Source organism: Streptomyces sp. NPDC059851 (genome assembly GCF_042732005.1).
GTDB lineage: Bacteria > Actinomycetota > Actinomycetes > Streptomycetales > Streptomycetaceae > Streptomyces.
This window is the reverse complement of sequence record NZ_JBHWJJ010000035.1, coordinates 37,746-59,249: the sequence shown is the minus strand read 5'-3', so window position 1 is coordinate 59,249 and position 21,504 is coordinate 37,746. Positions and strand designations below refer to the sequence as shown.

General features: G+C 73.3%; 16 protein-coding genes. 4 read left to right on the top strand and 12 right to left on the bottom strand.

What is annotated here, in order from left to right:
* Positions 1-56: 56 nt before the first annotated feature.
* The 3 genes from ACFV7Q_RS15200 to ACFV7Q_RS15190 form a co-directional block, all read right to left on the bottom strand.
* Positions 57-749, bottom strand: a complete 693-nt coding sequence (locus tag ACFV7Q_RS15200; RefSeq protein WP_385428494.1) for an RraA family protein — start codon at positions 747-749, stop codon at positions 57-59.
* A 111-nt stretch (positions 750-860) separates the two neighbouring features.
* Positions 861-1,109, bottom strand: a complete 249-nt coding sequence (locus ACFV7Q_RS15195; protein WP_385428492.1) for a hypothetical protein — start codon at positions 1,107-1,109, stop codon at positions 861-863.
* A 143-nt stretch (positions 1,110-1,252) separates the two neighbouring features.
* Positions 1,253-2,365 carry a cytochrome P450 gene (locus tag ACFV7Q_RS15190; protein WP_385428491.1) on the bottom strand — a complete coding sequence of 371 codons (1,113 nt, stop codon included), beginning with the start codon at positions 2,363-2,365 and terminating at the stop codon, positions 1,253-1,255.
* A 387-nt stretch (positions 2,366-2,752) separates the two neighbouring features.
* On the opposite strand from ACFV7Q_RS15190, the gene ACFV7Q_RS15185 reads away from it, so the two are divergent.
* The gene (locus tag ACFV7Q_RS15185) at positions 2,753-3,253 is read left to right on the top strand and encodes a hypothetical protein (RefSeq protein ID WP_385428489.1); all 501 of its coding nucleotides are present in this window, start codon (positions 2,753-2,755) and stop codon (positions 3,251-3,253) included.
* 87 nt (positions 3,254-3,340) lie between these two features.
* On the opposite strand, the gene ACFV7Q_RS15180 is transcribed toward ACFV7Q_RS15185, so the two are convergent.
* A complete protein-coding gene (locus ACFV7Q_RS15180; protein ID WP_385428487.1) occupies positions 3,341-4,966 on the bottom strand; it encodes a phospholipase D-like domain-containing protein in 1,626 nt (541 codons plus the stop codon).
* Between the two features lie 327 nt (positions 4,967-5,293).
* Here ACFV7Q_RS15180 and ACFV7Q_RS15175 point away from each other — a divergent pair, with 327 nt between their 5' ends.
* Entirely contained in the window at positions 5,294-5,935 is a 642-nt protein-coding gene (locus ACFV7Q_RS15175; RefSeq protein ID WP_385428485.1) for an RDD family protein, read from the top strand.
* A gap of 116 nt (positions 5,936-6,051) precedes the next feature.
* On the opposite strand, the gene ACFV7Q_RS15170 is transcribed toward ACFV7Q_RS15175, so the two are convergent.
* The 4 genes from ACFV7Q_RS15170 to ACFV7Q_RS15155 all read right to left on the bottom strand — a co-directional run bounded on the left by ACFV7Q_RS15170 (position 6,052) and on the right by ACFV7Q_RS15155 (position 12,300).
* The gene (locus ACFV7Q_RS15170; RefSeq protein WP_385428484.1) at positions 6,052-8,748 is read right to left on the bottom strand and encodes a DUF6493 family protein; all 2,697 of its coding nucleotides are present in this window, start codon (positions 8,746-8,748) and stop codon (positions 6,052-6,054) included.
* Positions 8,745-10,169, bottom strand: coding sequence for an SWIM zinc finger family protein (locus tag ACFV7Q_RS15165; protein WP_385428483.1), 1,425 nt, complete (start codon positions 10,167-10,169; stop codon positions 8,745-8,747). The genes ACFV7Q_RS15170 and ACFV7Q_RS15165 overlap by 4 nt, the downstream gene beginning before the upstream one ends.
* Positions 10,170-10,241: 72 nt before the next feature.
* Complete coding sequence (locus ACFV7Q_RS15160) at positions 10,242-11,189, bottom strand: MASE1 domain-containing protein (RefSeq protein WP_385428482.1); 948 nt, start codon at positions 11,187-11,189, stop codon at positions 10,242-10,244.
* 265 nt (positions 11,190-11,454) lie between these two features.
* Positions 11,455-12,300 (bottom strand): PP2C family protein-serine/threonine phosphatase, encoded by an 846-nt coding sequence (locus ACFV7Q_RS15155; protein WP_385428480.1) that lies wholly within the window; start codon positions 12,298-12,300, stop codon positions 11,455-11,457.
* Between the two features lie 220 nt (positions 12,301-12,520).
* Here ACFV7Q_RS15155 and ACFV7Q_RS15150 point away from each other — a divergent pair, with 220 nt between their 5' ends.
* Together ACFV7Q_RS15150 and ACFV7Q_RS15145 are read left to right on the top strand one after the other, a co-directional pair.
* Positions 12,521-13,438, top strand: a complete 918-nt coding sequence (locus tag ACFV7Q_RS15150; protein WP_385428478.1) for a MurR/RpiR family transcriptional regulator — start codon at positions 12,521-12,523, stop codon at positions 13,436-13,438.
* Positions 13,439-13,750: 312 nt separating this feature from the next.
* The gene (locus ACFV7Q_RS15145; RefSeq protein ID WP_385428476.1) at positions 13,751-14,122 is read left to right on the top strand and encodes a hypothetical protein; all 372 of its coding nucleotides are present in this window, start codon (positions 13,751-13,753) and stop codon (positions 14,120-14,122) included.
* Here ACFV7Q_RS15145 and ACFV7Q_RS15140 read toward each other — a convergent pair.
* The 4 genes from ACFV7Q_RS15140 to ACFV7Q_RS15125 form a co-directional block, all read right to left on the bottom strand.
* Positions 14,109-15,185, bottom strand: a complete 1,077-nt coding sequence (locus ACFV7Q_RS15140; protein WP_385428475.1) for a trypsin-like serine peptidase — start codon at positions 15,183-15,185, stop codon at positions 14,109-14,111. The two genes, ACFV7Q_RS15145 and ACFV7Q_RS15140, sit on opposite strands and share 14 nt — an antisense overlap.
* A gap of 1 nt (position 15,186) precedes the next feature.
* Complete coding sequence (locus tag ACFV7Q_RS15135) at positions 15,187-16,341, bottom strand: trypsin-like peptidase domain-containing protein (protein ID WP_385428473.1); 1,155 nt, start codon at positions 16,339-16,341, stop codon at positions 15,187-15,189.
* A gap of 6 nt (positions 16,342-16,347) precedes the next feature.
* Positions 16,348-20,424: an AAA family ATPase gene (locus tag ACFV7Q_RS15130; RefSeq protein WP_385428471.1), complete on the bottom strand. Its 4,077-nt coding sequence runs from the start codon at positions 20,422-20,424 to the stop codon at positions 16,348-16,350.
* Between the two features lie 77 nt (positions 20,425-20,501).
* On the bottom strand, positions 20,502-21,494 hold the full coding sequence (locus ACFV7Q_RS15125) for a hypothetical protein (RefSeq protein WP_385428469.1): 993 nt from the start codon (positions 21,492-21,494) through the stop codon (positions 20,502-20,504).
* Positions 21,495-21,504: the final 10 nt, after the last annotated feature.

The following is a 21,504-nucleotide window of genomic DNA, read 5'->3' as shown; positions in this document are numbered from 1 at the left end:
GTGCATCCTAGCCGGTCCCGCACCCCCGGCACGCCGCGATCCGGCCGCTCTGCTCCCTACTCCTCGATGGCGCCACCGATCCGCCGCAGGTGCCGGCGGAAGGTGTACGACGGGTCCGCCTCACGCAGCACCAGGTAATCGCCGAAGGCCGTCTGCCGGCGGAGGCTGTCGCTCGTGCGGATCCTGCGGGCCTGCTCCCGCTCGACGTCCCGGATCCGCCGGGCCGCGTCCAGCACCTCCTCCACCCGCTCGGCAGCGAGGAACAACACCCCGTCCGCATCACCGAAGACGAGGTCCCCGGCGGTCACCAGGTGCGCCCCGAACCGGGCGCTGGCCAGCGCCTCCGGCTCCCGCTCGTCCAGCCGTACGGGACCGGCCGGGAGGGATCCGTAGCTGAAGACGGGCAGGCCGATCTCCGCCAGCTCCGGCGTGTCACGGTGCAGCCCCCACACCGCCACGCCCGTCAGGCCGGCCTGCGCGGCCTCCAGGACGGCCAGGTCGCCGACGCAGGCCTCGTCGGTGCGGCCGCCGTTGTCGATGACGAGCACGTCGCCGGGCCGGCCGGCGTCCAACGCCTCCAGGAACACGTCGACGCTGCCGTAGTGGCGTACCGGCAGCGCCGGCCCCGCGATCCGGTGCCCGGTGGCGACCGAGCCGATGCCGGGCGGCGCGACGCGCAACGGCAGGCCGGTGCGCACGCACGCGTCGGCGACGAGCGGCGTGGACAGATCGGCGAAGTCCTTCAGCATCGGCTCCCCTTCTCTCCTGCGGGTCCTCCGGTCGGGGCGCCGGCGGCGCACCGTGTCGCCGCCCACCCACCCATGGTGCCGCAGGGCACTCGCCCGGTGCGGGGCGCTGACTCAGGGGATGTCGGTGTCCGAGGGCTCCGCCTCGTAGGCGTGCGGATCGTCGGTCATCCATTCGATCAGTGGGGAGTCGCCGAGGACGAGGTCGTCGGGATCGGGTACGCCGGCCCGGCGCAGGAACTCGATGACGTCGGCGTCGCTGCGGGCCAGGCCCAGGATGGAGTCCTGTCCCTCGGCCCGCAGCGAGACCCGGCGGCCGCCCGCGGGCGCGATCCGGTGGACGACGATCGGCGCATGGTGCATGCGCCCAGCCTCCGACGGGACGGGCGGGCCCGCATCCGCACGCGGGCCCGCCGTCCGCCATCGGACTCACGCGCGGCTGACTCACCGGCCCGCTGCCGTACGGGTGCACGGCCGGCGTCCGGCGTACGTGCGGGCCGTCCGGCCTACGGGCGGCAGGTCACCGGCAGGGCCCGAAGGGCGTGGAAGCGGAACGTGGCGGCCCACGGGAGTCCGGCGAGCGGACGGGCCGGGCGGAGGTCCGGGAGCCGTTCCAGGAGGGTGCCCAGCGCGACGCCGATCTGGAGGCGGGCCAGCGGGGCGCCCAGGCAGTAGTGCGGGCCGTGGCCGAGCGCGAGGTGGGCCTTGTCCGGGCGGGTGGGGTCGAAGCGGTCCGGGTCCGGGTAGCGGGCCGGGTCCCGGTGCGCGGACGCGAGGCCGAACAGCACCGTGTCGCCGGCTGGGATCCGGACGCCGCCGATCTCCACGGGCTCGGTGGGGAAGCGACGGATCGCCGTCTGGTGGGGGGAGGTGTGGCGCAGCAGCTCCTCGACGGCTCCGGGGAGCAGGCCGGGGTCCGCGCGAAGGGCGGCCGACTGGTCCGGGTGGGTCATCAGGGTGAGCGCTCCGGCGCTGATGACGTGCTGGACGGTCTCGCTGCCGGCCATGAGGATCAGGAACGCGAGGGAGACGAGTTCGTCCTCGGTGAGGCGGTCGCCCTCGTCACGGGCGGCGATCAGGTCGGAGAGCAGGTCCTCGCCGGGGTGCGCGCGCCGCTCGGCCACGAGGTCGGCGAGGAACCGGTGGACGGCGCCGACCGCGGCCACGACGTCCTCGCGCGAGCGCGGGGCGAGCATCGAGGCGACCCAGGCGGCGAACCGCTCCTGGTCGGCTCCCGGTACCCGGAGCAGCGCGCCGATGACCCGCAGGGGCAGCGGGTGGGCGAGCTCCGCCACCAGGTCGGCTTCGCCCTCGGCGGCGATCCGGTCCGCGAGCCGTGCCACGAGGTCGTCGACGCAGGCCTGGATGCCGGCGCGCAGGCGTTCGGCGTGGCGCGGGGTGAAGGCCTGGGACACCAGACGGCGCAGGCGCAGATGGTCCTCGGGGTCGACGTTCAGCAGGTTGCGGTCGAGGGCGGGCGGCAGGGAGAACCCGCTGAACCCGGTCGTGGAATGCCGCTTGTTGACCGAAAGCCGCGGGTCCGAGAGCCCGCTGCGCCCCTCCGCCTCACGGGTGACGAGCCATACGGGAGAGCCGTCGGGCAGCGCGATGCGGTGCACCGGCCCGGCGTCGCGCAACCGGGCGTGGACCGCGTGCGGGTCGGTGGCGAACGACTCGTCGAAGGGGCAGGTAAGCGGGGGGGGCGGCAGACGCTTGCTGGGTCATGTGAAGTCCTCGTGAGCACTGGTCGAATGCCCCATCATGCAGCCGAGTTGTGCTGGTGCCCCGGGTGGCGGGAGGGTGGCCGACGGAACCGATCCGGCCAAATTCCTGGCATGCTCCTGACATTTGAAGGCCCTCGTGGGACCTTCCGTGGCGTACGCCGCACCAGCTCTCTCCCCCGGCCGGTACGCGGACACCGCCTCCGCCCGCCGGGTGCACGCCGGCGTGGCCCACCCAGGCCCCGCTTCACACCCCCACAGGACGTGGCGAAGAGGAGCTCCAGCATGAAGACCTCCATCTGGCCGGGCGTGACCGCCCTGGCGGCCGCGCTGCTCGTCGGCAGCGCCGTACCGGCGAGCGCCCTCGGCCCCTCGGCCGAGCAGCGGCTCGACGGAACCATCGTGGTCGCGGGCAACGCCTGCACCTGGACCAACGCACACACCAGCGCCAACCCCCCGAGCACGCTGACCGTCGACCGCACGACCATCAACACCCCCGGGGGCAACCTGAGCTGCGGCGGCGGCATCACCGCCGCCCTCAACAACAACCCCGTCTTCACCTTCGACGACGCCGCCGGCACCGCGAAGACGGACGTCATCGACATCACCGGCAGGCAGAGCTTCATCTCCTGCCGCTACAAGGCCTCCAACATCACCTGGAACCGGGACGGGTCCACCCGCAAATACGTCAACCAGGCCTTCACCGCGGCCAAGGTCTCGGGCAGCTTCCTGTGCCCCGGCTCGGTCACCACCGCGGCGGGCGACGCCTCCATGCTGTTCCGCTGACCCGGCGCCAGCCCCCGGCGCGACGCGGTACGACGTGACCCGCCCCCGGCCCGAACACGGCCGGGGGCGGGTCCGTTCGCGCGCGGATCAGGCCTGGCAGATGCCGCGCTCGTGGTCGACCGTGGCGGTCGCACGGGAGTACTGCCACTGCGGGGCGAGCAGCTCCTCGTTCAGCTGCCCGGCCGCGGCGGGGCTCTCCACGATGTAGCCGAAGTCCTGGAGCCACGCCGGGTAGAGGTTCTTCGAGCCGATGTAGAAGGCCGAACCGTCCACCGAGACCAGCTTGTGGTGCTGCGCGTACGGGCGACCGTCCGCCCACTTCGGGCTGTGCGCACTGCGGAACGTGGCCAGCTGGAGGTTGGAGCACATCGCGGCACGGGCCTTGCCCTGGTCGCCGGTCAGCAGCGCGAGGCGGTCGCGGAGGGTGTCGCTGATCTCCGACAGCGACTTGATCTGCGAGTAGCCGCCGCTGCCCACGGCGCCGCGGTTCTCGGGATCGCTGACGACGATGCGGACCTTCACGCCGGCGGCCATCTTCGCGGCGAGGGCGTCGTAGACCCGGATGTCGTAGCGGGGCAGCGGCGGGCAGGTCGCGTTCATGTCCTGCTGGGAGATCTCGATGTGCGCGTTCGCACTGGAGATCAGTGTCCGCAGGGCGCTCTCCTCCGGATTGACGGTGTCGTAGTCGCGGTCGGCGTTGGTGTTGTCGTGCAGGCCGACGACGCACTTGGTGTCGGGGGCGCTGGGCAGGGCGGGCCGGAACGTGGACGTCGGGTCGTTCCGCTTGATGCCGACGCCGAGGCCGCCGACGGCGATGGCGGGCACGCCGTCCCCCTGGTCCTGCGCGGGCGCCGGCGCCGGCGCCGGGTGGTCCTTGGCCAGCGCGGGCATGCAGGCGGCTCCGTTGGAGGAGGCGAACCAGACGCTGGCGAAGTTGCTCCGGTTCTGGCAGGTCCAGGACCACAGCTCGTCCAGGTACCGACCGGCCGAGGCGGCCGCGGGCCCGCGCAGCGCGAGGTCGACGTCGGCGACCGGGTGGGTGGTCTCCGTGTAGTCGTCCTTCCAATTGTTGATGCCGCCGGTGATGACGGACTGGCCGTCAACGAGCAGGATCTTGGAGTGGTTCCAGGAGAACGCCGTCTTCGAGGTGGTCGTCGAGGCGACGTTGAGGTCCACGCGGGCGGCGTCCGGGCCGAGCTTGGCGACCAGTTCGTCCCGGTACTTCGAGGGCACCACGTTCAGGTGGTAGACGGGGGCGGCGCCGACGAGGATGCGCACCTTGAGCTTGTTCCCGCGCCCGGCCGAGGACTTCAGGCCCGCGACGATCGCGTCCTGGAACGCGCCGTTGGGGAAGGGCGCGAGGGTCGATATGTCGACCGTCTTCGTCGCCTGGGAGATGTTCTCCGTCATTTTGGCCAGCAGGCGCTGCGTTCCGGGGCGGGTCGCGCACGTGTTGTCGCCCCAGCAGCCGGGGGTCTGCAGCAGCCAGTCGGCGCCGCCCGCCGTGGAAGCGTCCAAGGTGTTGCCCCTCGTCCGCTCCCACACCTGGCCTTCGAGCCCGGGGGACACCTGGCGGAGCATCTGCTCGACGGCGTCGAGGTGGGGTGCCGGGGTGCCGTCCGCTGCGGGCGCGGCCACCGCGGGCACCGCGGGGAACAGGGCCAGGACGGCTGCCGATACGGCTGCACCTGTGGCGAGGGCGGAGGTACGCAAAAGGGAATGGCGGTGCAATGTGACTTCCTTGAACGAGGGATCGCCGTGCCACAGACCGGGCCACCGGCAAGATCAACTCGCGGAAGTTACCACCGAGTCGGATAGCCCCGGGAATCGCGCACATCGGATTCGGCCACCCTCTTTGCGCACCTGCGCACCCGCCGGGCGAAATTGGCCGAGACTCACCGATTGGACAAGCGGTCGATTGAACGACAACGATGTTGGCCGCAACATCGCGGCTGCTCACGGGGGGCAAACCGGTCAAATGGCATCGTTCCTCGACTCGGCCCGCATCGTCCCCATTTCCGACACCGGAGAGATTTCGCCATGAGCTTCGGCGACCCGAACAACCCGTACGGCCAGCAGCCCCCGCAGGGTCAGCCCGGTTACCCGCAGCAGGCTCCCCAGGGCGTGCCCCCGCAGTACGGCTACCCGCAGCAGCCCGCTCAGGGCGTCCCGCCGCAGTACGGCTACCCGCAGCAGCCGGCCGCCCCCTACCCGGGCTACCCCGCCCCGGGCATGCCGGGCATGCCCGGCGCCGGGATGCCCGAGCTCGCCCACTGGGGCCTGCGGTTCGGCGGGCTCCTGCTCGACGCCCTGATCATCGCCGGCCCCATGTACGCCCTCGGCTTCATCGACCTCGCCACCGCCTCGGACCCGGCGAACGCCCAGCCCGGCATCTTCTTCACGATCGGCGTCCTGTACGCGTTCGCGATGGGCGTCTTCCAGCTGTACCGCGAGGGCTCCACCGGCCAGACCATCGGCAAGAAGATCGTCGGCATCAGCGTCCGCCGCGAGTCCGACGGCAACACCCTCGGCTTCGGCATGGCGTTCGTCCGCAGGCTGGCCCACATGCTCGACAGCCTGGCCTGCTACATCGGCTGGCTGTGGCCGCTGTGGGACGACAAGAAGCAGACCTTCGCCGACAAGGTGTGCAGCACCGTCGTCATCCGCGTCCCCAAGGGCTGAGGCCGCTCCCTCCGCCCTTTTCCGCCCGGCAGCGATCGTCCGCTGCCGGGCGGACCCCGTTCCGGGGCCGGACGCCCGACCTCCCGTCAAGCGGCCGCGCCCGTCCCGCCCCCGGGTCAGGCACCCTGCGCGGCAGGGCCCGCCGCCGCGAGCGCCGTCCGCAGCCGCTTGGCCTGGGCGACCAGCTGCGACGAGCCGCTCCGCCCGGCGGCCCCGGCCAGTCCTGCGGGCTCCGGCCCCGCAGCGCCGCAGGCTTCCACGCATTCGGCGGCCACGGCCAGCACTTCCCCCGCCCCGCGCACGCCGCCGTCCACCAGCAGGGCCGGCAGCGCCCCGGCGAGCACCGCCCAGGTGGTCGCGTACGCGCCCGTACCGGCGGTCGTGCGCAACGCGTCGGCGAGCCGGTTGGGCTTGACCGTGCCCAGGCCGAGCAGTTCGGCGAGGTCCCGCCCGAGCAGCCCGGTGTCCAGCTCCTCCCGCGCGGCGAGCACCAGCAGTGCGTCCACCGCCGCCAGCCGGTCCTCGGCGTGCCGGGCACCGAGGCCGGTGGCCACCGCCAGGTGCAGCACGGGGCCGGCGGGGCCGCCCATCTCGGCCAGCCGGGACAGCAGCTGACCTGCACCGCGTTCCTCGATGGTGGCGCAGGCGGTCAACTCGGGCAGCAGCATGACCGCCTGCGCCTCTCGGTCCTCGGGCAGGACCGCGAGCTGCGCGAGCTCCAAGCCGTCCCCGTGGTAGCAGCGGTCGGGGGTGCCGGAGAAGGCACGACCGAGCCGGTGGAAGGCGGCCGGGAACTCCGCGCCCAGTACTCGCCGCTCCTCGACGTCTACGGTGATCCGCCGCGCCGAGTCCCTGGTACGGCCGAACCACCAGCCGGGCCGCGGCGGTGCCGCCTCCTCGACGCGGCGGACCGTGCGCGGCGACTCGCCGGCACCGGTCAGCCAGGCCGCGAGGCGCGCACCCTCGGGCGTGCCGAGGGCCGCGGCCGCCGGGGCGGCCTCCGGGTCGCGCCGTACGCGCAGCAGCGCCTGGCCGAAGTCGGCGGGTCCGGGTCGCACGCCCAGGCGTCCGTACGCGGCGAGGCGCGCGACGAGGTCCGACGGTTCCAGGGAGCCCGTGTCCCCGGTCGGCGTGGCGAGCAGGAACGGCAGCGGGTCCGTCAGGATCCGGTCGGCAGCCTCGTACAGCCGGGCAGCGGTCACCGCGGCCATGGCGGTGTGGGCGCAGTCCCGGCCCGACCGGTCGTCGATCAGGCCGCGGCGCGCGCGCACGTCGGCCGCGCGGACGTACCCCATCACGGTCGCGGCGACCAGCTCCAGCCCCCTCAGCCATTCGGGGTCCGCGTGGTATCCGCCGTCGCCGATCCACGGCCGGTCGGCCAGCGCCGGGCTCAGGGCGACACCGAGTGCGGCCCGGTCGCGGTGGGCATGGCGGACGAGGGCGTCGAAGGCCGTTTCGAACTCCTCGGTGCTCGGCCGCCGGGACGTGACCACGGCAGCGACCAGTTCGACGGTCCCGGCGACCGACAGCTGCGCGGCGGAGTCCGGGCGGCGGCGCACGGGGGCCGCGGGCAGGGTCTCCGTGTACGGCGTCCCGCTGTCGGCGGCGTCGGCGACGGCGCCGAGCAGTTCGGCTGCCGTGCGCCGGTGGGCGGGGCCGAGCAGTTCGGCCTGGAAGGCGAGTTCGGTGCGCAGGTCGTCGTCCTCCGGGCGCAGGTGGGCGGCGACGAGCTTGAGGGCGCGTTCCTGGAGCGCGGTGTCGGCGTGGCCGAAGGCGGTGGCGACGGCGGGAAGCAGGACGAAGCGGTCGTGGTGGTGCCGCCGCAGCGCCTTGCCGAGGAGCACCAGCTGGGCGCGTACGAGCTTCTTCTCCGGTCGGAACAGGACGGCGGCCGACATCTCGGCGAGCCGCTCGGCGGGCAGCCGTCCGGCTTCGAACAGGCCGGTGAGGACCTGCTGCGCGTGGCCGGCGAGCGGGGAGTGCGCGTCGGCGGCCAGGGCGATCCATTCCGCGGTCCGCTCCGCCTGTTCGTCCCCGGTGGGTTCGAGGACGGCGAGGAGGTCGGTGAAGAAGCTGAGCTCGGCGGGGCGGCCGCCGCGCAGCAGGCGGGCGAGGCAGCCGTCGAGCAACGTCCGCCGCTCGACGGCCCCCTCGGCTGCGAGGGCGGCGAGCTCCGCGGGCCAGCGGCCGGGGACGCCGGGAGTGCTGTACCAGCCGAGGGCTTCGGGGGTCTCGGCCGTCTCGAAGAGCCGGGGCACCAGCTCGCGCACGTACGGCTCCTCGCGCAGCGCGAGGCGCAGCGTACGGCTGGCCCCCCGGTGGCCGCCGAAGGTCATCTGCTGGGCCCAGACCTGCACGAACGCGTCGCCGACGGGGGGCGGGCAGTCTCCCGGGGCCCGCTGCAGCAGCGCACGGATGAGGTGGTAGTCGTCCTCCACGGTGGCGGCGCGGGCGGCGAGGCGGTGGGCGAGGTCCCCGAGCCAAGCCGGGTCGCGGTCGGCGAGCACCTTGAGCAGTGCCCCGTTCCGGGATCCGCCCGGTTCGCGCAGCTCGCGGGCGGCGATCCAGGAGGCGGCCGCCGCGACGCCGGTGTGGCAGCCGGCGCCGGCGACGAGCAGGGCGGGGCGTATCCGCTCGCGGTCGGCCCGGCGGCTCCAGTCCCAGTCGCGGATCTCGCGGCGCAGGACGGTGAGTTCGGGGACGAGGGCACGGCGTTCGGCGGCCGGTAGGTGCTTGATCAGGCCGGGGAGCCGGTCGGTGCTGCCTGCGTGGACGGCGTCGAGGACGGCGTTGCGGATGGTGTCGGTGTTCATCGGGTTTCTCCGGCGGCCGGAACGGCGGTGGCGGCGAGGACGTCGGTGGCGGATGCGGGTGCGGCGCGCCGGGCCATGCGGACGGCGAGGGCGTGCTTGCACGGACCGCGGCGGCCGCGGTAGTCCGCCCACCACCTGCAGGTGCAGCTCAGCACCCCGGTGGCGGCCTCGCGGACCTGGTAGCGGCGTTCCCCGGAGAGGACGGTGGCGGTGGTGTCGGCGTGCAGGAGGACCGAGTCCTCGGCGAGCAGGGCGCGGGCGGCGACCAGCCGGGGGTTGTGGCGCTCCGCGCGACGTGCGTCGTACGGCAGCTCCCGGTGGAAGTAGGCGGCTTCGGCGGCGTCGTACCCCACCCGGCCGGCGGTACCGAGGCGGGCGAGCGCGGCGCGGACGCGTTCCTGGCCCAGCCCGCACTCTGCGGCGAGGTCGGCCGTGTCGATGCGGGGTTCCCAGGCGAGCAGGACGGACACGAGCTCGGCGTCGGCGGCCGCGTCGTCGGTGGCGAGCGCCTCCAGGACGCCGCCCTCGCCGGAGAACCCGCGGGCGGGCTCCGGGGAGAGGGTGAGCGTGAGGCGCATGCCGGGGAGGGTGACCTCCCAGGCACTGGCGGTGGCCGCGCCTCCGTGGGCCGCGGGCCCGTACACGCGCAGCCCCGTCGCGTACCGCAGGACCCGGTGGAGTGCGGCGAGCCGCTCCGGGCCGGGCAGGCACACGGCGCCGGGGACCGGCCGGGTGGTGGGCCGCAGGGTGGTACCGGCGGGGACGACCCACAGGGGTCCGCGGGCGGCGCCGGCGGTGGAGCTGCGCGGGAGGCCGCGCAGGAACCGTACGGCCGCGGTCGCGCTCAGCTCGGCGCGCAGGTCGAAACCGGCGGACACCACCTGGGATTCGGCGAACCCGCGCAGCCAACGGTCGGGCAGCGGCACCTTCTTCTCCACGACCGGCCCGTCCAGGGTGGTGACGGCGAGCTCGTCGGGGCCGACGCGCAGGTGGAGCGGTTCGTCGCCGGTCAGCCGGGAAAGGGCGTCGCGCAGCGGGTTGTTGACGTCGACGTTGGTGGTTCCGTGGCCGGTGTCCGCGCCGTCGAGGCCTTCGGGGAGCACGTCGAGCCGGGCGTACACTCCGCAGCAGCCGGAGAAGGACTCGAACCGCAGCCGGTCGCCGTTCGCGGTGACGACCGGGTCCAGCGAGGCCCGGAGGGTGCGCTGGTAGTAGCGGGCGGCAGCGACGTCGGCCACCGCCAACAGCCCTCGCGCGGCAGCCTGAGGGGAGGTCAGGAACCCGGCGAAGAACTGCGGGTGGGCCTCGGGGCCGACCGGCGTCAGTCCGCCGGAGGTCTCCAGTCCGAGGAGGCGCGCTTCCCGGGAGGAGCTGAGGGCGGACGGGCGTGCGTAGGCGAGTGCCTGCATGGATCGGCTCATGGGCGCAAAACTAGGTCCTGGCACTGACAACGCCGACGGGTCGCTCACACCGGCGGCCCGCGCCCGTCCTGATCACTCCTCGGGTCGGCGCGGGGTGAGCCGTTCGACCACTTCGGCGAGTTCCTCGCAGACCAGCTCGATCTTCACGCGGATGTTGTTCTGCTCGGTGACCAGGGCGGACAGCAGGAGGACGGTCAGGGCCGCGGAGCCGTTGAGGGCCTGGAGGTTGACCATGATCTCGAAGAGGGTGTGCGCGGCGAAGGGCCCGCTCTGGTCGGTCGCCGCGCGGATGGCGATGACGGACGCCAGCAGGGCGCAGGGTGCTCCCCCGGCGTGCTGGAAGCGTACGGAGGCCCAGATCAGTACGGGGAAGACGAGGAAGAGCAAGGAGAGGTCGCTGTGGACGGCGAGGACGGTGACGGCCGCGCAGGCGGCGAGCAGCAGTACGGCCTCGCCCGCCCGGTAGGGGTCGGGAATCGTCAGCCGCGGCACGACGAGCAGCAGCGGGGTCACGAGGAGAACACCCATCGCGTCGCCGGCCCACCACGCCGACCACACGGACCAGAATTGGCCGACAGGCAGGTCCCCGGTGGCGACGACCGTCGAGGTGCCGACGGTCGCGCTGATCAGCATGGGCAGCAGGCCGCCGAGGAACACCAGGGCCAGCCCGTCCCGCAGCCGGTCCATCTCCAGGCGGAAGCCGGCCCGCCGGAGCATCAGGTAAGCGCAGACGGGCGCGAGGGTGTTGCCGAGGAGGATGGCGGTGTCGACGGGATCGAAGCCGCTGAGGTGCTGGATGGTCAGGTATGCGCCGAGCATGATCCCCGGCACCGCCCGCAGCCCCGTCCAGAGCAGCGCGGCGACGGCGATGCCGGTGGGCGGCCACAGGGGGGTGACCATCGCGCCCTCGACGGTCACTCTGAGCAGGAGGCCGATCTGCCCGGTGGCCCAGTAGGCGACCGCGACGGCGAGGATCCGGAGAATATCGGCGGGCAGACGTCGCCGGTCCACGGTGGGCATCACAGCATCAGACAACAGCCCCGTGGTGGTACGGGTCGTGACACGCCCCGACCGGAAGACCGGTGCCACGGATGTCTGGCCCGCCCTCTCGGCCGGTTCGAGGACGGTCCGGCTCCTCTGCGTGCCTGTTGACGGACCTCGTGCGGCCGAGGACGCGGTGGGGGCGTGCTTCACCGTCGTGGCCGAGCCCGCCTCCAGCGGCGGGGTGGCCGGGGAGGGCGCGGCCGTATGCAGCGAGGCGTCCGGAGCCGCGCCGTGGGAGCGGTCAGCGGGGTCGGGGTCCGCCCGCGTTGTGGCTGATGACGAGGACCGCTGCGTCGTCCGCGTGGCCGGTGGAGTCGGCCACTTTCATCACTTCGGCGGCGAGTTCGCCGGGGTCCGCGCCCGCGCCCTCGCGGACGACCCCGAGCACGCGTTCGAGGCCCTCGTCCACGGGGAAGGAGGGGCCTTCGACGACCCCGTCCGTGACCAGGACGATGGATCCGGCCCGGTCCAGCTTGCGGCGGGTCACGGCGTATCCGGCGCCGGGGAGCATGCCCAGCGGCAGGCCGCCCTCGTCCTCGGCCATCCCGTACCGGCCGTCGACGGTGGCCCACAGGGCGGGTACGTGGCCGGCCCGGGCGCTGTGCAGTTCCCAGGTGTCGGGGTCGAAGCGGAGCAGGGTGCAGGTGGCGAAGAGCTCGCGCCCCATCGACAGCAGCACGTCGTTGGTCCGGGCGAGCACCTCGCCGGGGTCGTCGACGACGGCGGCGACGGCGCGCAGGCCGATGCGCACCTGCCCCATGAAGGCGGCCGCCTCCACGTCGTGGCCCTGGACGTCGCCGATGGAGAAGGCGAGGGCGCCCTCGGGCAGCCCGAACCCGTCGTACCAGTCGCCGCCGATGTCCAGGCCGTGGCGGGCGGGCGCGTATCGGGCGGCGGTGCGCAGTCCGGGCAGGGCGGGCAGGACGGCGGGCAGCATCTCGCGCTGGAGCGCCTCGGCGAGCTCCACGCGGGGCTGCTGGTGCTCGGCTCCGGCCCGGGCCCGGGCGGTGAGCCGGCCGAGGGTGCTCAGCAGGTCGTCGGCGCTTTGTGCCCGCGGGGTGCGGCGCGGCGCACGGCGCGGGTTCATGGACTGCTCCCGGGTGCATCCATACGTCGCTCGTCCCTGCTCTCGGCTCTCGCGGCGTGCTGCGCCGAAGCCCCGTGCCGCGTTCATCATATTTCCAGAGGTCCGGGGGCCGCGACACCGGCCGCGTCTCACCGCTCGGACCGGGCGTCCGCGGCCGGTCGGCCGACCACAGGGCGTGAGCTATGTTGGAGAAAGAGTGACATGAGAGGGAGGCCCACCGGTGTCATCGGGGCAGCAGGCGCGCGCACAGGCAGCTGCGATCACGCCGAGCGGGCAGGCGCCCGACCGTGAACGCGCTCCGGGCGACCGGGTCCGCGGGCTGTTCGACGGCCACCGCCTCTCGCCCGGTCAGCGGCGCATCGCCCAGTACCTGATCGACCACCTCACCGAGGCCGCGTTCCTGTCGATCACCGAGCTGGCGGAGCGGGTCGGGGTCAGCCAGCCTTCGGTGACGCGGTTCGCCACCGCCCTCGGCTTCAGCGGTTACCCGGCCCTGCGCGACGTGCTCCAGCCGATGGCGCTGAGCGCGGTCGCGGGCTCGCCGGAGACCCGTGAGCAGTACCGTCGCAACGAGCTCCAGGCGGCGGTGGACGCCGAGATCGAGAACCTGGAGAACGTGCGGCGCCTCCTCGCAGACACCAACCAGGTGCTGGACATCGGCCGCGAGCTGGCCCGGTCGGTGCCGCTGACGGTGCTGGGCCTCAGGATCTCGGTGTCGCTGGCGGAGTACTTCGCCTACGCGGCGCGCCGGATCCATCCCGATGTCCGGCTGGTCACGCGGGGCGGCAGCGTGGCGTACGACGCCCTGCTGCAGTCGCGGGAGGCGGGCGGGACCTGGGCGCTGGCGTTCGCCATGCCGCGGCACGCGAAGGAGACCCTGTCGGCGCTGCGGGCGGCCCGGACGGCCGGGCTGAAGATCGCGCTGATCACGGACACCACGCTGGGGCCGCTCGTCGACGAGGCGGACGTGGCGCTGACCGCCGGTACCGGGGCGCGGCTGGTGTTCGATTCGTACGCGGCGCCGGGCGTGCTCTCAGCGGCCCTGCTGCAGGCGATGGCGGACGCTGATCCGGAGCGGACGCAGGCGCGGCTGGAGGGGTACGAGCAGGTGGCCGACCAACACGGCTTCTTCCTTTAGGTCGGATTTCATCCGTTTCCTCCCTGCATTTTCATGCCGTCGAGGCGTATGTAATTTTTCATTCTCTTGTTTACTCGACGGTATATATGTTTACTGAGCAGCGCGCCGGATCCGTCAGACGCGCCAAGGAGAGCGACCCCTACGTTCTCCCGGAACGGATACCCGGGCGGGACGACTCCTCCTCACGCCCCGTCCGGGTGCCGGTCCCGGCAGCGGATCCACCAGAGCGCTTGTGGCGGCCCCCGGTCAACCCCTGGGCCGGGGCCGCCGCCCACTTACGTCTCGATCAGTTCGACCATTCGGAAGCGACGTATGCGCCAGACGCTCTCCCCCGCCCTCAGCCCGGACTGGCCGTGCCAGGTCAAGGCCCCCGGGACGCACGACTGGGAACGCACGGCCATGCGCTGGCTGCGGGACCTGCTCCCGGCCCGCTACGGCGCCTACTCCACGCTGACCCGCAACCCCGTCCTGCTGACCCGGCACGCGCAGCTCCAACTGCAGCACGAGATGCGGGCCGTGCGCGTCGCTCTGGAGACCAGCCGCGCCGAACTCCCCTCGATGGGCGTGCCCGAGATCGCCATCGAGAGCTCGATCCGCATGTACGCAGTCGAGCTCCAGCAGCTGGGCCGGCTCTCCCGGGCCGTCCGCCTGATCGGCGACGCCCTGCGGGTCACACCCAGTTGACCTGCGCGCGGCTCAGCAGCGGGTCGTCCACCATCTCCCACAGCGGGACCGCCCAGTTGCCGAAGCCGTAGCGGCCGCCGTAGTGCAGGCCCAGGACGCGGTGGTCGGCCAGGTCGAAGACCGGGGAGCCGCTGTTCCCGCCCAGGGTGGAGCAGTCGTGGTTCACGGTGAGCCGCTCACGGACCAGTTTGGTCGTGGTGCCGGGCTGGAGCCGCTTGACGTTGTAGACGTCCATGAAGATCCGGCGCATGGCCTCCGGCTCGTTGCGCCGGCTGTCCTCCGCCGGGTAGCCGACGACGTACACCGGCCGGCCGGGGATGTCCGCGGGCGGATCGGCCGCCACGGCCAGGGGGGTGGCGGGGGCCCGGTCGTCGCCATCGGTCTCCACGCGCAGCAGGGCCAGGTCCACCTCGGGGTGGATGCCGATCACCTCGGTGACCTCGAACTCCATGGAGCCGTCCCCGGGCACGGCGGACAGTTCTTCGGCCAGGTCCAGCCGGGCGGTCACCCCCGGACGGAAGGACCATGCGGTCCCGTCCTCGCGGGCGAACTCGTCGGCGACGTGGCGGTTGGTCATCACCACGTCCGGGCCGACGAGGAAGGCGGTCCCCACCCATTCCAGTCGCGGATGCCCGACCACGTCCACCCTGCCCACCCGGGCGATCGAGTTGCGGATGCCGTCCCGGTGGCCGTCGAGCACCGCCCAGTCACCGGGCTGCGCCGGGAAGTCCTGCCCCTGGACGAGGATGGCGGGCCGGCCTTCGAGGAGGACGATCGCCTCCACGCCGAAGTACTCGTCCTCGTCCACCTCGTCGGCGCGGCCGGCGGCGAGCTTCTCCAGCCCCCTGGCACCGGCCTCCAGCACCCGCGCCCGCTCCCGCAGGGCGAAGCCGCCGATCTCGGCGCCCGGCGCCCGCCCCGAGGGAACGCCCGCCGCGGACTCCAGGATCTCCGCCTCCGCCTCCCGGGCCGCCCCCAGGCTCTGGCGGACCCGCTCGGCGACCGCGCGCAGGTCACCGAAGACCTGCTCGGCGCCGGTCGCCACCGGTGACCGTCCGCTCATCTCACACCTCCGGCCCGCTCTGCCCGCCGAGCGCCGCTTGCGCGGCCGCGATCTCGGCGTGGACCTCCGGGCTGTGCTCCGCCAGGTGGCGCATGACGCTGCTCATCTGGGTTCCGACATTGACGAACGCCTCGGACTTGCCCTGGTAGACGACGTTCTCGACGCGTCGCGCCCCGCGGTGCAGCGCCACGACCCGCCAGTCGTCGGTGAGGACCGGGGAGCCGGAGGAGCCGCCGCGGGTGTCGGTGAAGTAGCGCACGTCCTTCGCGTTCGTCTCGAAGACCAAGTTGTTGCGCAGGGCGACCCGCTTGGGCTGGCCCCCGGGGTGCTGGATGATGTTGACCGCCACGGTCTCCCCCGGTACGACCTCCAGCGGCTCGGTGGCCACCCGCAGACCGGGCCGCTCCGCCTGGCCGGCGAGCCGCAGGACCGCGTAGTCCAGGTCCGGGTCCGAGGCGAGCAGGCTTTCCGCCGCCACTTCCTCGGTCTCCGTCTCGGCTGCACCGTAGTCGAACCGGGAGCGGGAGTTCCTGGCCTGGAGCGCCAGGTCCGCCGGATCCACGGCGGCCTGGCCGGCGGCCGTACGGGTCCGGGCGGTCACCACGTGGTGGTTGGTGATCAGCAGGCCCGGGGCGATCAGCCAGCCCGTCCCCGAATGCGGATAGCCGTTCGGCTGGAGCGGGGCACCGCCCTGGAAGGGGGGCACCTTGATCCGGGCCACGGAGGCGCCCGCCAGGGCACCGTCCGGGAGGAACTCGAAGGGCACGGTGTCGTCGAGCGCTACGACTTCCTCCTTGGTCTCCCAGGCCAGCCGGGGCGCCGGCACGTCGGGCTCGCCGGCCGAGTCGCGCACCACTTCGTCCAGGGCGCGTTGGAACACGGCCCGGGGACCCGCCTGGGTGGTCTGGGCCACGGCGTTGCGCAGCCAGACCTCCAGCGGGACCGTGCTGTCGACCAGCCGCTCCACCTGGTTCATCTCGTTCAGGTCCGACTGCACCTGCATACCGGGGGCCGCCAGGAGCGGCAGCACCGCCTTGTACTTGGGCATGATGCCGCTGAACAGGAGGTTTCGGGCCGCAGGCTCGGCCAGGCCCGCTTCCAGGGCGGCCTCGTACAGCTTGAAGACCTCGTCCGAGGTGAGGTAGGCGTCGCTCATACCGGCTCAGGCCGCTCGGGGGCCGTTCCTTTCCACTGGGGTCGTCGGAGTGTCGGGCGGACCCGGTGCCACCGCCATGGAGGCCGCCGGACCGCGACGGTCCCCTTTCCCTAGGGCGTCGACGGGGGTGCCGGAGCCCATCGCGGCCGCCACGCCGGCGACGAGTTCACCGCTGGGGTCCCGCAGCACGAGCAGGCGCCGGGCGAGCTCGTCGAGGTAGCCGCGGCTGCGGGCCTCGCGCAGGTCCCCGGTCGTGCTCACGTGCGCGGCGTTCACGGGGTCGGCCGCATCCCGGAGGATCTCCCCCAGGGCGGGGCCCAGATCGGGCTGACGGGCGACGGCCCCGTCGATCCTCTCGGCGAGGGCGTCCAGGGCGCTGTCGCCGACCTCCGGCAGGCCCACCCCCCTCAGGACGCGGTCCAGGGCCTCCGGGTGCCACCGTCCCACCGCGGCGGCGACGTTCCGGACCAGGACCGGGTGTTCGGCCAGGGCCTTGTCGGGAAGCATCCGCAGGCGCTGCGCAAGCCCGTCGCGGATCTCCGCGGTGCGCTCGGGCGATAGGGTCACCCCGGCCCGGTCGAGCATGACGCCCATCGCCTCGAAAGGCCGGCCGAGTGCGGTCGCGAGGGCCTCCGCCTCGGCGAAGTCGTGTTCGGCCTCCCCCAGGTCGTCGTCCTGCTCGGCGAGACGGCCGCACAGCTGCAGCAGTTCGAGCTGGGCGTCGGCGTCCCGGGCCTCCTCCGCGATGTCCGCGGCCCCTTCCGCGACGGCCCTGGCCTCCTCGAGCTGCCCGCGGCGCTCCAGGGTGGTGGCGAGGAGCGGGTAAAGGGGGCTGCCCGGGGTCCAGGGGCGGCGCTCCGCGAGCCTGGCCGCGGCCTCCTCGGTCAGGTCCTGTCTGAGCAGGTCGTCGACTTCCTTGGCGGTGATTTCCTCCCAGTCCTCCTGGTCGGCGCCGTGCAGCACCCCCTCCGGCGTGTGGCCGCCGAGGTGCCCGCTCAGGAATGCGGCCGACCGGGGCGCCATGTCCTCGATCGCGTTGCCGAGGTGGCGTTCCACGCCGGGCTGCCAGCGCTCGTCCACCGCGCGCGGATTCTCGTTGAGGCGCAGCCGGTGGTAGATCTCCTCGGCGCGCGCCGCCAGCCCTTCCTGGGCCGCGTAGTACGCCACGGCGCGCTGCCCGACGCTGCGCATGAGTCCGGTGCGTGCGCTGTCCGCCTGCCGCAGCAGGATCGAGCGCAGGTCGGAGCGGTGCCGCAGGGCGCCGGGACCGGCCGGCTCGATCAGGTCGAGCCGGGCGAGCCCGCCGAAGAGGCGGCGCGCCTCCTCGCCGGAGGCCACCGACAGCCCGCAGGGCTCGGCGAGGACCTCGCGGATCAGCGCGGGGGTGATCGTCCGCAGCGCCAGGCCCGCCTGCGCGAGGGCGCGTACGTCCGGCTTGGGAATGCGCTTCAGGATGCGGTCGTAGAGAGCGCCCTGCACCACCGTCCGGTCGACGTCGTGGTGGAAGCCCCGGCGCGCGGCGGGCAGCCCGTCCAGGCTCTCCATCAGCTCGCGCACCGAGCCCGCCCACTGCTCCGCCACGGCCGCGTGCGCCGCCAGTTTCAGGCTGAGCGGATGCCCGCCGACCCTCTCGGCCAGCATGCGGGCCACGGACGGGTCCTCGATGCCGCACGTCGTCAGGAGTTCCACTGCTGCGTCCGGTTCGAGTTCACCGAGGGCGATGATGCACGGTTCGGTGGCCTGGGAAGGGTGGTTGACCGGGGCCCGGCCCGCGACGATCCAGCGCAGCCTCGGGTACGCCTCCTGCAGGGCCACCCACATGGCCCACAGTCGGCCGAGTACCGGGTTCGCCCGGTACTGGGCCGCCTCGAAGGAGTCGACGGCGATCACCAGGGGCGGGTCGGGGGTGCCGGGCGAGGCGCCCACGGCCTGCCGGACCAGCTCCGCGCCCCTGCGGATCAGGGCCGTCTCGCGTTCCCGCGCCAGCGTGTTGAACCGCTCCGCCGAAGCCCGCCCGGCCCCCGAGCGGGTGGTGGAGACCTTGTACAGCTCGTCGACCTCGTTCTGCTCCTCCCGCTGGGTGCGGGCCGTCTCCTCGCACTCTCCGGCCAGTGCGTCGAACGCGGCGCGATGGTCGGGGTACTGGATGCCGAGCTGCCGGGCCGCCTCCGCGATCAGGGTGACCGGCTCGTGGACCGAGAGGGTGGGCCGCTCGAAATCGATGTAGGCGAAGGGGAAGCCGCCCGGGACGTCGTCGCGGATGTTGAGGAGGAAGGTGGCGAGCAGAGTGCTCTTGCCGATGCCGGCGAGCCCGTGGATCAGCAAGGGGGGCCGTTCGACGGGGCCGCCCGTGTCGTCCAGTGCGTACGCGCGCAGCTGCTCCAGTTCGGCGGCACGGCCGCAGAAGGGTTTCCGCACGAGGTGCCGGAGCGGCTGGAGCAGGCGGGCCCGTTCCAGCCGCCGCTGCACCTGCTCGGGGTCCGGAAGGCCGGTCGTGCCCGGGACCTGCGCCAGCCACAGGACGGCCAGCAGGGTGTCGACGAGCACGTCGGGGTCCTCGTCGGCGCCGTCGGCCGTCCCCGTGTCCCGCTCCGGCGGCTCGCCGGAGAGGAAGGCGAGGGCGATCCGTTCCGGACCGGGCCCCTCGGGGACCAGGTCCAGGTTGGCCTCCAGGACTCGGCGGGCCGCCTCCGGGCCGGCGAGCCCCCGCAGCGCCGCCTGGCGGACTTCTTCCTTCAGCGTCCAGCGAGGGGCGGGGCGCAGGGTCAGGACCGTGCAGTCCTGGACCAGCTCCAGCCGCGCCCCGCCGGTGGGCGCGGCCTCGCCCGGAAGCCGCAGCTGCGCCGGGTCGAACCCGGTGAGCAAGCAGGCGGCCTCCCGATAGGCGCGGCCGGTGTCCGGGACGGGCGCGGCCGGCTGCGCGCCGGTCCCGGTGAGCAGTTGCCCGTGCAGCCGTGTGGCGAAGTCCTCGCCGGGGCTCAGGGAGCGGTGCGTCCGCACGACCGTCTCGGCAGCCTCGCACAGTCTGCGCATGTAGCTGCCCTCCCCGGGCGCCTGTGCGGCGTCCACGACCGCCGTGGCGGACAGCTCGACCAGGGCGGCGAGCTCGGCCTCGTCGTCCGATACCGGCGGATCGGTGAAGAACTGCCGGAAGAACGCCTCGACATCGTCCGGGCCGGCCGTGCGCGCCGTGTCCTGGCACACGTTCTTGCGGACGTCGTACGGCAGCTGGGGCATGGTCGGCCCGTAGCCGAGCAGCACGAGTCGGGGCACGGTCTCGTCCGGCCCCGGGGCCGAGTCGAAGACGGCCTGGGCCAGTCGTCCGATGCAGTCCCAGACGTCGGAGCCGGCGTCGAGCCGGTCGCAGTCATCGAGGACGAACCACAGCCGTTCCGGCACCATCGTGGCGCGGGCGATGAGCTCGTGGACGGCGTCGTCCATCCAGGACTGTGGATCGTTCAACTGTGCTGCGTTCAACAGCGATGCCGGGTCGCGCCAGTCCATGACGTACCCGCCGAGCCGCCGGATCACCTGCGCGGCGGTCATGGTCTGCGTCAGGGTGATGCGCACCGGCCGGAAGCCGCAGTGTTGGCCGAGGTAGCGGATGAGGTTGTACGTGTACGAGCGGCCGCTGTCTGGTTCGCCGTCGACGGCCAGCACGGTCAGTTCGGGGTCGGCGAGGAACTCCCTCAACCGTTCGCGCAGGTCTGCACGGTCGACGAACACCTCGGCGCCGCTCCTGAGCAGGCCGGCGAGGAAGGGGTCCTGATCCGAGACGTGGACCCGCCGGTCTTCCTCGAGCCTGGCCAGGAACTCCCTGGCCTTCTCTATGTCCGGGAGGACGACCAGGTCGGAGAGGACGACCAGGACACCGAGCAGGAACACCTGGGAGTCGATGGTCCCCCGCGATGCACGGACGAGGTTCTCCGCGTTCACCTGGGCCACTGGGGTCAGCTCCAGGGAACCGACGAACTTCCGGGAGAACCCACGCCCGGTCAGCCGGTTGTGGGGGTCCGGGGTGTCGAGGAGGTGGTCCCGCACCCATTCGGTGACCAGGATCCATTCCGTGTCCCTGAGCGGCATACCGCACCTACCAGGCTGCCCGCGCGGGGCAGCAGACGGATCGACTGGCGATACCTGTCATGGTTTCACCGCGTTTGCTACGTGGCAAGGCCGCCGAACAGCGCACGGACGGGCTCCCGCACCGGGCCCGTCGCGAGGTACTCGCGCGCCCCGTGGTGGGTGCCACTGGTGTTGAGGACCAGGTGGTCCGAGACCAGGTGCACCGGGGCGTACTCGGGGCGCAGGGTGTGGTCCATCGCCACCAGGTCCCGCAGGTCCGAGGCGTTGCGCCACACGGCGACCCCGGCGGGGACCCCGGGCGGCCCGGCCAGTACGTCCTGGATCTCGGTGATCGCGAGCGGCGAGCCGATGGTCACGAACAGGTCGACGCCGCGCGGCTCCTCGGCCAGGACCTCGTACGCGGCGATGCTTCCGAGACTGTGGCCGACGACGGCCAGCGGGCCGCCGGCGGCACCCTCCCGCGCCTCGTCGAGGGCCTGCCGGACCACGTCGCGGATGGCGGGCCCCGCACCGCCGAAGAAGTAGGCGTGCACGTCCTTGAAGGTGTGCCTGACCAGCAGCCGGAACAGCGAGGTGCGGGCGAACGCGGGCAGGGGGAGCACTCTCGGCCCGCCGGCCGCTTCGGGCGGCGGGCCGCCGTCCTGGGCGAGCGCCTCGGCGAGGTAGCCCATGTCCCGCAGCCAGCCGGCCAGGGGCTCGTCCGTCACGGACCCGACCCCGGCTCCGACTCCGGTCCCGGTTGCGGGGGCGGCCTCGCCGGTGCTGCCGGCGCGCTCGGTGTGCTCCGCCGTGTCGGCGCGCGCCTCGGCGAGGGTCCGCGCGACGAACTCCTCGGTCGCCTCCACGGCCGGCGCCACCGCCTCCCGGGCCTCCTCGGCCGGTGCGGCAGCCCCGTCGAGGAGGTCGGGGCCGTCGGGCAGCGGGACCGGATGGAGCAGCGGCGCCCAGTAGGCCATGCGCGAGCCACTGCCCATGTCGATGCCGAAGAGCGCCTTGTCCCACTGGGACTTGAGGAGTTCTTCGCGGGGTTTGTCCCCATTGCCGTGGACGTAGACGATCCGGGGTTCCATAGCGCCTCCC

Excerpts from the sequence above, each read along its gene's own strand:
- ACFV7Q_RS15170 (WP_385428484.1), bottom strand. The coding sequence starts at position 8,748 with ATGAACACCGACACCATCCGCAACGCCGTCCTCGACGCCGTCCACGCA.
- ACFV7Q_RS15130 (WP_385428471.1), bottom strand. The coding sequence starts at position 20,424 with ATGCCGCTCAGGGACACGGAATGGATCCTGGTCACCGAATGGGTGCGG.
- ACFV7Q_RS15135 (WP_385428473.1), bottom strand. The coding sequence starts at position 16,341 with ATGAGCGACGCCTACCTCACCTCGGACGAGGTCTTCAAGCTGTACGAG.
- ACFV7Q_RS15125 (WP_385428469.1), bottom strand. The coding sequence starts at position 21,494 with ATGGAACCCCGGATCGTCTACGTCCACGGCAATGGGGACAAACCCCGC.
- ACFV7Q_RS15165 (WP_385428483.1), bottom strand. The coding sequence starts at position 10,169 with ATGAGCCGATCCATGCAGGCACTCGCCTACGCACGCCCGTCCGCCCTC.
- ACFV7Q_RS15185 (WP_385428489.1), top strand. The coding sequence starts at position 2,753 with ATGAAGACCTCCATCTGGCCGGGCGTGACCGCCCTGGCGGCCGCGCTG.
- ACFV7Q_RS15140 (WP_385428475.1), bottom strand. The coding sequence starts at position 15,185 with ATGAGCGGACGGTCACCGGTGGCGACCGGCGCCGAGCAGGTCTTCGGT.
- ACFV7Q_RS15160 (WP_385428482.1), bottom strand. The coding sequence starts at position 11,189 with ATGCCCACCGTGGACCGGCGACGTCTGCCCGCCGATATTCTCCGGATC.
- ACFV7Q_RS15195 (WP_385428492.1), bottom strand. The coding sequence starts at position 1,109 with ATGCACCATGCGCCGATCGTCGTCCACCGGATCGCGCCCGCGGGCGGC.
- ACFV7Q_RS15175 (WP_385428485.1), top strand. The coding sequence starts at position 5,294 with ATGAGCTTCGGCGACCCGAACAACCCGTACGGCCAGCAGCCCCCGCAG.
- ACFV7Q_RS15155 (WP_385428480.1), bottom strand. The coding sequence starts at position 12,300 with ATGAACCCGCGCCGTGCGCCGCGCCGCACCCCGCGGGCACAAAGCGCC.
- ACFV7Q_RS15200 (WP_385428494.1), bottom strand. The coding sequence starts at position 749 with ATGCTGAAGGACTTCGCCGATCTGTCCACGCCGCTCGTCGCCGACGCG.
- ACFV7Q_RS15145 (WP_385428476.1), top strand. The coding sequence starts at position 13,751 with ATGCGCCAGACGCTCTCCCCCGCCCTCAGCCCGGACTGGCCGTGCCAG.